A 9,348-nucleotide genomic window follows, 5' to 3' on the forward strand; every position below is an offset into this window, starting at 1 on the left:
AATCTCGGAAGATGCCCCCAAAACAAAAAGCACCTCCCGTTAAACGGAAGGTGCTTGTATGGCAACAATATCATTACGGACTTCTTATGGTCTGCCACACACCTTCCCATCCGCGTAGGTTACAGGTGTACGAATTTTGGCAGGTCTCCTGGCTCATGGTCATCGTCAACGGCACCTTCCCATATCTCATACAGTGGTACACAGCCGTCAGCTCCCATATACAGTGGCGGGACCGCGCTGGCATTTCACCAGCTTCCCTTTTAAGTCATTACGACACCAAATCGTTCATATGTATATAATTTTCACTGCCTTCATTATACACCATGTAAGAATCGATTATTATATGATTTTTCTGAACAGGTTCGAAATGATCCTTCCACCTTCAATGATTTGAAGCATTTTCAATCAGTGACGCAAACCCATCGTCTGATAACCCGGGTGAAATCCGAACTCGATGCAGGGCATGCATCCCTTGTTCCCTTGAAGCTCCCCCAGGTTCGGTAGTGACTGCCATCTTGTATCCAGCTTCTTCTGACAGCCTGAGAGTCTCTTCGTTATACCGGCCAACCGGATAGGAAAGCACTGTCGTGTCCTGGTCGAGAATACGGTCGAATAGCTTCTTCGACTGGACCATTTCAGCTTCTTGCTGCTCTGCCGTCATGCGGTTCAGCTCCAAATGGTTGATAGTATGGCTTTCGATCGAAATCCCATTCCCGCTCATCTCCATCATTTGATTTTCAGTCAGGTGAAGACCTTTATCAATGGACTTCCCGATCATGAAGACAGTTGCTTTCATATCATTTTCTTTTAATATCGGGAAAGCCTCCGTGTAGTTATCTGTGTAGCCATCATCAAAAGTAAGCCAGACGCACTTCTCACTTGGCATCCGATTCTCGGTCAAAACGAGGAATGCTTCTTCAGGGGATAATGTATAGTAACCATTCTCCCGAAGCCAAACCATCTGTGACCGGAATTCCTCTCTTGGAACCCGAAGGTCATTACCTTCAGAAATGCTGTGATACATCAATATCGGGAGCTGGACCGGGGACTCAGCCGTTATCCAGTCTCCCGTATCGATTTGTCCCTCCGGATCCTGCCCGGTCCCATTCTCAGCCGCTTCGGCCACTTCAATTTCATCTTCCGCAATCGGTACAGCTGTCTTTGTGCCTATCCCCTCTAAAATCCCTTGTGAGCATCCAGATAAAATCAAAATTCCCAGCAATGCCGCCATCATTAAAACTCTATATTTCCCCACTATCATTCTCCTAATTTTTTATAGTGAAATAGTACCAGAAAACTCGTGATTAATAAAGTATTCCAGTAAATGAAAAAAAGGGAAAGACGAGAGTTTAGTGACCTGTTAAGCATTTATGAGGATTTTTTTTCATAAGTATGTGCGATTAGCTTGAAAAGTTTGCCTATAAGAAATATAATAAATAAGTCGTCGACTTTTTTATATGTCCCAGTAGCTCAGCAGGATAGAGCGACAGCCTCCTAAGCTGTAGGTCGTAGGTTCGATTCCTATCTGGGACGCTAATTAAAGAACGCTATGTTTTCGGTATGTTATCCGTACAATCAAACGGTGACATATTCGGTGACATAGCGTTTTTTCTCGTGGTCTGTAGGACACCGATACGGCGAACGTAGGACACCGGTGACATATCCGGGAGGCTTATACGATAATGACACGCAAATATATAGGTAGCCGAGGGCCTAAAGCTTCGGCGGATGTCCTAAAGACTAAGGTAGACCAAAAGCTTACGGAAGTACGGTACTCAATCGACGAAGCACTAGAAATATTCGTAAGGGCGAAGCAGGCGGAAGGAGTACGTCCGGGCACCGTTAAAGGATACCGCGACGTGGTTCGCTACCTTTCCGAATGGCTCGACGTAGAGGTAAGTTATATCGACGAAATTACTTCCGACATGCTCCGCGAATACATTAACTACCTTCGGACCGATCGGACTCCGTATGCGGAAGATACGCAGCGAATACGTAAAAGTAAAGGGCTATCCGTTAGTACGATTAATATTCGGATTAGAACGCTTAAGACGATGTTTCGCTTTTTAACGGTCGAAGGATTGATTAACGTAAATCCTATGGAGAATATCGCGCAGATAAAAGGCGATGAACGCGAAGAGGTGCCGGGATTACCCGACGAGGAGGTCGATGCTATTCTCGCCTCATATGACGATAGCCAGTTCGCTCAATGGCGCGATAAAACGCTGATACTCCTTTTACTCGATACGGGCATGCGAATAGGCGAAGCCCTGGCGCTAACCGCCGACCAAGTTGATTTCCGGCAGTTGTCCGTTTCGGTTCCTTCGCAAATAGCCAAGAATCGGAAGCATCGCGAAATACCAATCAGCCGCGAGATTGCGAAAAGGCTTCGGCAATTATTGGACGAAACGCAGTCATATTTCGGCGAAGAAAGTATGCTCTTTATGAATGCGTATGGCGAGCCGTTTACCGACGATGCTTTTAGGCGTAGACTTAACCGGCTGAAAAGGAAGCTCGGAATAGAACGACTGCACCCTCACCAATTCCGACATACCTTCGCACGTAATTATATTTTAAATGGCGGAGATTTATTTACCCTTCAACGGATCCTCGACCATGCGGATATAACGACCACGCGTAAGTATGTGCAAATGGATAGCGAACACGTTCGGGAACAACATAATAAATTCTCGCCCGTTCGACGCATCCTTAATCGGACGAAACGAGTTTAAAACAAGGCGGCCATTGCGGTCGCTTTTTCTATTTAAGCCTCTAACGAAATGAGACGGGTTATTCGTATGTCAAACGAAAGTTAATTCGCTCTGAGGGCGCCCTACAAGCACCCGATATGTATAAAAGCCAGCGCCGAAGCGCCAGCCGTTTTTCCAAAGATGCACTAGATTACATCAAACGAATAAATTTGAGGATAAGTAGCATGACCACAATATACTTTTCCTTTATAAATCATTATCCCTTCTGGGCTTCCTGTTAATAAAGGGTTGCCATCTTGCCCAATAGGGTTGTAAATAATCAAATCGGATTTAATTTGTCCGCTTTCTGATGACAAATATGTCTTACAAATCTTGTAACCTCCCGCGGTGTACTTGATCGGATACCACAAAGCACCGTTATAAAATTGCAAGTCTTTATTTCCAAATTTAACAACGTCTTGTGTATATGTTTTAACGATCTTGTACGTTCCGTTATACCTCTTTGAAGCGTTGTAATCGTAAACTCCGTTTTCGAGTTTGTTGGTTCCTACCCCTAACAGAAGTTTATGAACGTATTGGAGGTTTGTTGTGGTTAAATAAGCCATATCGTCCTCTGCTGCCCAGCACATTTTAGCTGTCGTTTGACCAGGGAATAACGCTGATAAAAAATCTAACTTGGTGTATAGTCCGCAATTATCAAATGTTACTGTATTAGTTGAGTTTTTCCATTTATCTGCTTCATAAAAAATATAACCTTTCATATATTCTTCGGACAAGGAATTTGTAGAATTCCCCATAATCAAAGCCCTCACATTTTGATTATAGTCGGATGCAACCAAACGCAATTCACTTGTGGTTAAATCAGCATTCGTTTCCACTAAAGACACATTAAACGATTTTACAGGTGTTAAATCAGGCAACGAAAACACATTCGAAGCGCCCAAAGATGGCACTTCAAGCGTGATTAATTCATCATCACAAACGAACATAGAATGATAGGTTTTACCCGAACCAATTGATTTTTCATTAAATCTTAATGAGTATTCTTTTTCATATAACGGGTATCTTCTTTGGTATATACTAAAGACTATTCCGCCCGTTATTTTCCCATCCCAATTCATAGCGACTAATACGCTATCAAAAGGTACTTTAATCCCGCCTAACTGTGATTTAATCTGAAATCCGTTCGTTGCATTCCAGACCATGTATTCTTTGTCTTGCAATACAAAAGGACTCGGTATAGTTTCCTGTCTAACGGTCCCATTTGAAAAAGTCACTACCATTATTCGATTTAAAGATAAATCCGCATTTAACGTTATTGTGACGGATTTATTCCCATCCGGTTTGAATAATATATCACCACATAGGACGAATGAATTCGTTACAAAATTCGCGTTCGTCGTTACGCTCCCGCCACCGCCTATGCTTCCGTCATCTATCGCCTGTTTCAATGTTTTAGTAGGTGAAATATAAACAGCTTCGCCTAATGTAACAGGATATACTCCTTCAATGACTTGGACTTTCGCCTCCATAATACCACTCTCCTTTATTTAGCTATCCAGAATGTTAGTCGATTATCTTTTAGATACTGTTTGACATTTACCAAATTGCAAGTAGGCATTTTACTTTGAGGAATCTTAAAGTTTAGTCGAGTGGTAGCGTTAACGTACCATGTTTCCTTGGTATCTGTTGTTGAAATATACCTTCCGCAAATGGAGTTTACACCTGCTGTAATGGAAGTATTCGCCCCTAACCCTGCACTTAAATTCGCAAACCCACTATGCATTCCATTAACAACCGTGATCGTACTCAGTGACGGAATGGCATCAATGATGGCGTCCGTTATTACTACTGTTTCATTCGCTGGACCGTTTAATATAGGTAACCTATTCGAAATACTGAATAGAGCAAGTTGTATTTTATTTGAATTACTGGCGTATAGGGACGCAGGAATTCTTAGATAAACCGTGTTTTGATTGGTGATATAACAAACATCAGGACAGTCAACCGTTCCACTTGTAAAGTTACTTAATGGTTGGGCGCCTGCGTATGGAATAACCCCATTGAATACATTGGCAGCGTTACTTTCTGTTGCTGCACTTAAAGCTAAATTCACTTTTGTTAAAGTAGGGGACATGGAGAAATAAATGTGGCTTGGTTCTCCCTCTGGTCTTAATGCTATGTCTGCATCCAATATAGTCTCTGGATTTACATACATGTATGATCCGTTAATATAGGCATTTTGTGTACCGTCAAAATTGGTAACAATAATCGTATAACTACAAGTTGCTGTAAAGCCCCCATCTATTGTAGTTGCGGTAATGATTGCATTCCCTTCTGTTACACCCGTAACCAATCCGCTACTGTTTACCGTTGCAACGGCTGGATTAGAACTTGACCACGTAACGGCTTTATTGGTTGCATCAGCTGGCGCAACCGTTGCGGTCAATTGGGATGTTGTATTTTTATTAATGTTCAACGTGCTTGCATTCAATGTAACCCCTGTAACGGCTTTATTAACCACTTGTGCGGTCGCGGTAATAGTGAATGTCAATGTGTTACTTTGAAGACCTTCGGAATCCGTCACTTTTAACGTAAGGGTATGTGTTCCAGCTGCAAGTGTACCAACCACCCACGTATTTGCTCCCTTACTAATTGTTGCAGTTGTTGTTACTCCGTCAATGGTTTTAGTAAGAGTCAAACTTGCCGTTTTGTCATCCGTAACTGTATACGGAATAGAAACGCTTGTTTGATCGTCAATAGCTCCTGGAGTATATGAACTAGATATAACAGGCGCTGCGTTAGATGACTGAGCCGTTACCGCTATAGTGAAGGATAATGTATTACTTGCTAACCCTTCGGAGTCTGTAGCTTTTAACGTTAACGTGTGCGTACCAACAGCCAATAGCCCAACATTCCAGGTATTCGCCCCTTTGGATAGTGAAACCGAAGTGTTAACCCCGTCAATCGATTGAACAACAGTTAAAAAACCCGCTCCATTATCCGTTATTGTATAAGGTATGGAAACGGCTGTTAGATCATCGGTAGCAGCAAGATTGAACGAACTTGATAAAACTGGCGCGGTGTTTGCTGGTGGTGCTCCACTTCCTATAGTGAATGATTCCCCAGTTGTTACGTCCCTTGTAACAATACCGTTTCCGGTACCACCTCCTGAAATTACTACATTCCCGTTCGCATCAGGTGCAACTCCGTTTACTGTAGAAATTTTACTGGCTAGTTCGTTCTTTGTTGCCAACCCCGCCACCTTCTCGTCCAGATTACTGAAGCTTTCGTCAAACTCAGTTCTTGACACGGTATTTTCAACGGTATCAGCGATCTCATCTCCATCAAACGTAGGCTTTCCGTTTTCATTCACACCGAATCGACTCCACACGCTTAACGGTGCAGTGGACGGAGGTAGGGCCGGCTCTCCTGCCAATTTCTCCGTTACTTTAAATTTTTGCGCAATGTCAGAATAGACGGTTCCGTTTGCGAAAAATACCGTAGGTTGAAAATAGTATTGACCAGGGGCGGACAGATCCGCGTTACTTAGTACAAACCGGCATTTCCCGTTCGGGCCATCTATAATCTCCGCCTCTTTAACGTAGACCTGGTTTCCTCTTCTAATCGCCACCTCGACCGTTGCCCCGACGATAGGGACGACCAATCCATTATTTTTGACTGTGAAGTTAAATACGTTCCCGTTATTCCCTTGAACGAGTCCGTCGATATTAAGATTGAAATCAAACGACATCGGTTATCCTCCTTTTGTATATGAAAAAGGCAACCCGCTAAGGTCGCCACAATCATCTATTTTGTATATTTGACGTACTGCGCTGCGGCTGTGATGAAATTCCCTGATTTCAGTTTGTACATTTTCGAGCCACTGACTGTCAGGGATCCGACTACCGTAAAAACTTCGCCCTTATTGACCTTCGCTTTCTTGGCATTCCAGTCGGCTTTATCGTAGAACCAAAGGCCATCGACTAAAACCTTAACCGTACCCTTAGCGCTGACTACCGGCTTACTTGCGGGCTTACTTAACGGCTTGCTTACGGGCTTAACTTCCGGCTTCGGCGTTTCTTTTATCTCTTTGCCCGAAAGTGATTCCGCAATCGCACGACAACATTTATCGAAGTTCTTAAGATATGCTTCGGCGTTTGTCGCAGTATCAACGAAACAAACCTCGATAAGAATAGCCGGTTTATGCGTGCCGTTCAAAAAGCCGAGGTCTTCCCGCTTCTTAGCTCCGCGGTCCTTAATCCCGATAGCTTCCGCGATTGCCTTCGATACTTTTGCGGCAATTGCTTTGTTTCCGCTAGAAAGATAAAGGACTTCCACGCCGCCGATTTCCTTCGTCCCTGCGTTAAAATGAACGGATACGTCCAGGTCGCGTTCCTTGCTGTTATGGTACCGTACGATTCCGTTAACATTATCGCGTTTAGTCCGCGAAGTATTATCGTGGTATTCGACTACGCTGCAACCTAATTCTTTCATATAGTCCGTTACCTTACTTACGACCCGACGCGCTTCGAAAACCTCGTTTAAAATGTCCACCGCTCCACTGACATACTTAGCATGACCACTCGAAATTACGAATTTATTCATTTTGTCGGCTCCTTTTCGATTGTTTTAGTTTCGGTTATCTCTTCGATTGTCGTAGTTTCCATCTGTACTCCATCTTCGCCCTGCTTAACGATTATCTGCTCGACCTGTTTTACTTCGATGGTGTCCGCCTTTTCCTTCAAGACAAGTAAATATTTTTTAATAAACGAAGGTAACGGAACGCCCATTAAGCCTAAGTTTTCGAGGATACTTAAGCCCTCCATGCCGATATAAAACGAGATTACTGCGGTTTTAGCCACCGGCATACCCGCGAACATTACGATATCAAGCATATTTGCGATTATGAGGACTACGATAATCCCGGCTTTCCGCATCATGCCTTGTGACATATTCCGGCTTCTAAGTGCTTTATCGTAAAATCCTTTTGCGACACCTGTAAGGATGTCTAATACGATCATTACAAGCAATACGCCTAGTAACGGTGTCCACGCTCCGAATAAAAAGGTTAACGGAATTCCGACCATGCTCGAAAAAAGTGTAAGCTTAAACATTTTATTTGCTCCTTTCTGTTGCACTATTACACCGCCTTTAGTATATTTAGGTAGTGGTTCAAGCCACGCAAAAAGGTCGCCTCTCTCTTCAACGGTAGGGGCGGCCTTTTTTGTGCGTTTATTTAAGTCGATTAAGCTTCGTCCGCGTCAAGTAGAGCTTGCACTTCCGCTCTCCAACGTACCGGAACCTTTTCGATAGTCCTTAGTCCTGCGTGAATCAAGTCGTAGTATATTTTCACCATAATCAAGCACCTCCCGATATTAGTTCGGCTAATTCCGCTATAGCCAATTGAGTTTCGTTCCGATCAGCTTCTCTTTCTTCCGCCATTTCTGCGATTACCAACTTCAATCCGAGATTTTCCTCTTTTAAAAGTTCCATTTCCGTAGGTGCGTTTTTCGCTGCTTCTTTCTCTGCGATTAGACTTTTTTGATATTCGGCATCCTTCACTAGCTTTCCGTTTGAATACGTGAAAATGAACGGATTCCTTAAAAGTTCGTGGTCGTCTGTAACTACTACCTCGATATCGGAGGCATTACCGCGAGTACTTCCCCAACCGCAAACACGTTTATCCTTGTCGACATTTATGAAAACCTGCATTTATTCCACCCCTTTTTTAGAACGATATGATACGACGTAAGACTGCATCGTCAGATTTCGCGAAGCTGTTTTTATTTATGTCGTTGCCTTTTATCGTTGAATCGGTAACTGTTATCTGCTTAATCGTTGTTTCGAGCTTATCTTCACTTATAAAGCCGGGTATAGAGCAATACATACTTGCGCCAACCCCTGGGAACATGTTCGGGAATTCTTTCGGAATGAAGGTCGAAACAAATTGATAATCGTTAGACCCCGCACCGACATCGTAATCGCTCCATAGCAATATCCAACCGGTACGACATTCGGATAATTTTTTCGCAGGTGTAACAGTATCGGCGGCCATTGGATAGACTCCGCCAGACCATAAAACTTCCTGAGTATAAAGCTCCGCTCTCAATGCGTTTACTTTCGCTTGCGCTCCTTCGGTTGTTTCGAGTTGCTTCCACGCTGTCCAGGCCCCGTTAGTTTGGTTACGCATGAAAAGTTCCATATAAGCAGTATTCGAGTTTCGGAAAGACATCTGATGCCTTGCGTTTACGCCATACTTCATATTGATGACGTAATAAAGATTCGCAGCGTTCGGGGAGTTTGTTAGATTAGTTCCGATATAAAATCCTGTAGCATCTAAAGCGTTTAAATCCGTATTCGTAATAACTTTTGCAACATCGCCTAGACCGAACGACTTAGCGAAATTAATTGCGTTAGTCTCAGCCGTACCCGCTTTACTTGTCGATCCCGAAGTCGTTTCTATAGATGCCGGTATCTGAGTTGTTGGTACTTTTCCGCCAGTATCTAGCGTAGCCAATCCGTTCGCGACTCCGACTTTCGCATCGACTCCGTTTGCTAGTGCGTTCATATCCCGCACTACATCCGCTGTCATATTGTCCGTGATTATTGGCAGTCCTAATTTTGTAGTAGCCAT

Annotated in this window: 9 protein-coding genes, 1 tRNA gene, 1 pseudogene and 1 riboswitch; of the genes and pseudogenes, 2 read left to right on the forward strand and 9 right to left on the reverse strand. The window is 43.5% G+C overall.

Translation table 11 applies throughout. The annotated features are described in order from the left end of the window. Window positions 1–121 precede the first annotated feature (121 nt). Window positions 122–296: riboswitch (cobalamin riboswitch) on the reverse strand. An 86-nt stretch (window positions 297–382) separates the two neighbouring features. After that, window positions 383–1,234, reverse strand: coding sequence for a polysaccharide deacetylase family protein (locus MPH60_RS20430; RefSeq protein WP_245406244.1), 852 nt, complete (start codon window positions 1,232–1,234; stop codon window positions 383–385). 225 nt (window positions 1,235–1,459) lie between these two features. Here MPH60_RS20430 and MPH60_RS20435 point away from each other — a divergent pair. Then, window positions 1,460–1,533 (forward strand) — tRNA-Arg (locus MPH60_RS20435). A 149-nt stretch (window positions 1,534–1,682) separates the two neighbouring features. Then, on the forward strand, window positions 1,683–2,732 hold the full coding sequence (locus tag MPH60_RS20440) for a tyrosine-type recombinase/integrase (protein ID WP_241589558.1): 1,050 nt from the start codon (window positions 1,683–1,685) through the stop codon (window positions 2,730–2,732). 164 nt (window positions 2,733–2,896) lie between these two features. Here the strand turns inward: MPH60_RS20440 and MPH60_RS20445 are convergent, their stop codons facing one another. From MPH60_RS20445 to MPH60_RS20470, 8 genes and pseudogenes are all read right to left on the reverse strand, one after another. Continuing rightward, complete coding sequence (locus tag MPH60_RS20445; protein ID WP_241589557.1) at window positions 2,897–4,243, reverse strand: hypothetical protein; 1,347 nt, start codon at window positions 4,241–4,243, stop codon at window positions 2,897–2,899. A 14-nt stretch (window positions 4,244–4,257) separates the two neighbouring features. Next, window positions 4,258–6,105 (reverse strand): Ig-like domain-containing protein, encoded by a 1,848-nt coding sequence (locus tag MPH60_RS20450; protein ID WP_442957025.1) that lies wholly within the window; start codon window positions 6,103–6,105, stop codon window positions 4,258–4,260. Window positions 6,106–6,279: 174 nt separating this feature from the next. Continuing rightward, window positions 6,280–6,465 (reverse strand): annotated as a pseudogene (locus MPH60_RS27995) (hypothetical protein); the annotation flags it as partial. Window positions 6,466–6,521: 56 nt separating this feature from the next. After that, on the reverse strand, window positions 6,522–7,319 hold the full coding sequence (locus MPH60_RS20455; protein ID WP_241589555.1) for an N-acetylmuramoyl-L-alanine amidase: 798 nt from the start codon (window positions 7,317–7,319) through the stop codon (window positions 6,522–6,524). Beyond that, window positions 7,316–7,828 carry a phage holin family protein gene (locus MPH60_RS20460; protein ID WP_241589554.1) on the reverse strand — a complete coding sequence of 171 codons (513 nt, stop codon included), beginning with the start codon at window positions 7,826–7,828 and terminating at the stop codon, window positions 7,316–7,318. Before MPH60_RS20460 ends, MPH60_RS20455 begins: the two co-directional genes overlap by 4 nt. 131 nt (window positions 7,829–7,959) lie before the next feature. Then, a complete protein-coding gene (locus tag MPH60_RS27840; RefSeq protein ID WP_272492792.1) occupies window positions 7,960–8,070 on the reverse strand; it encodes a CD1375 family protein in 111 nt (36 codons plus the stop codon). Window positions 8,071–8,072: 2 nt separating this feature from the next. Next, a complete protein-coding gene (locus tag MPH60_RS20465) occupies window positions 8,073–8,426 on the reverse strand; it encodes a hypothetical protein (protein ID WP_241589553.1) in 354 nt (117 codons plus the stop codon). Window positions 8,427–8,442: 16 nt separating this feature from the next. Further along, on the reverse strand, window positions 8,443–9,348 hold the full coding sequence (locus tag MPH60_RS20470) for a pyocin knob domain-containing protein (RefSeq protein ID WP_241589552.1): 906 nt from the start codon (window positions 9,346–9,348) through the stop codon (window positions 8,443–8,445).

Source organism: Peribacillus sp. Aquil_B1 (genome assembly GCF_022603275.1).
In the GTDB taxonomy this organism is placed as follows: domain Bacteria; phylum Bacillota; class Bacilli; order Bacillales; family DSM-1321; genus Peribacillus.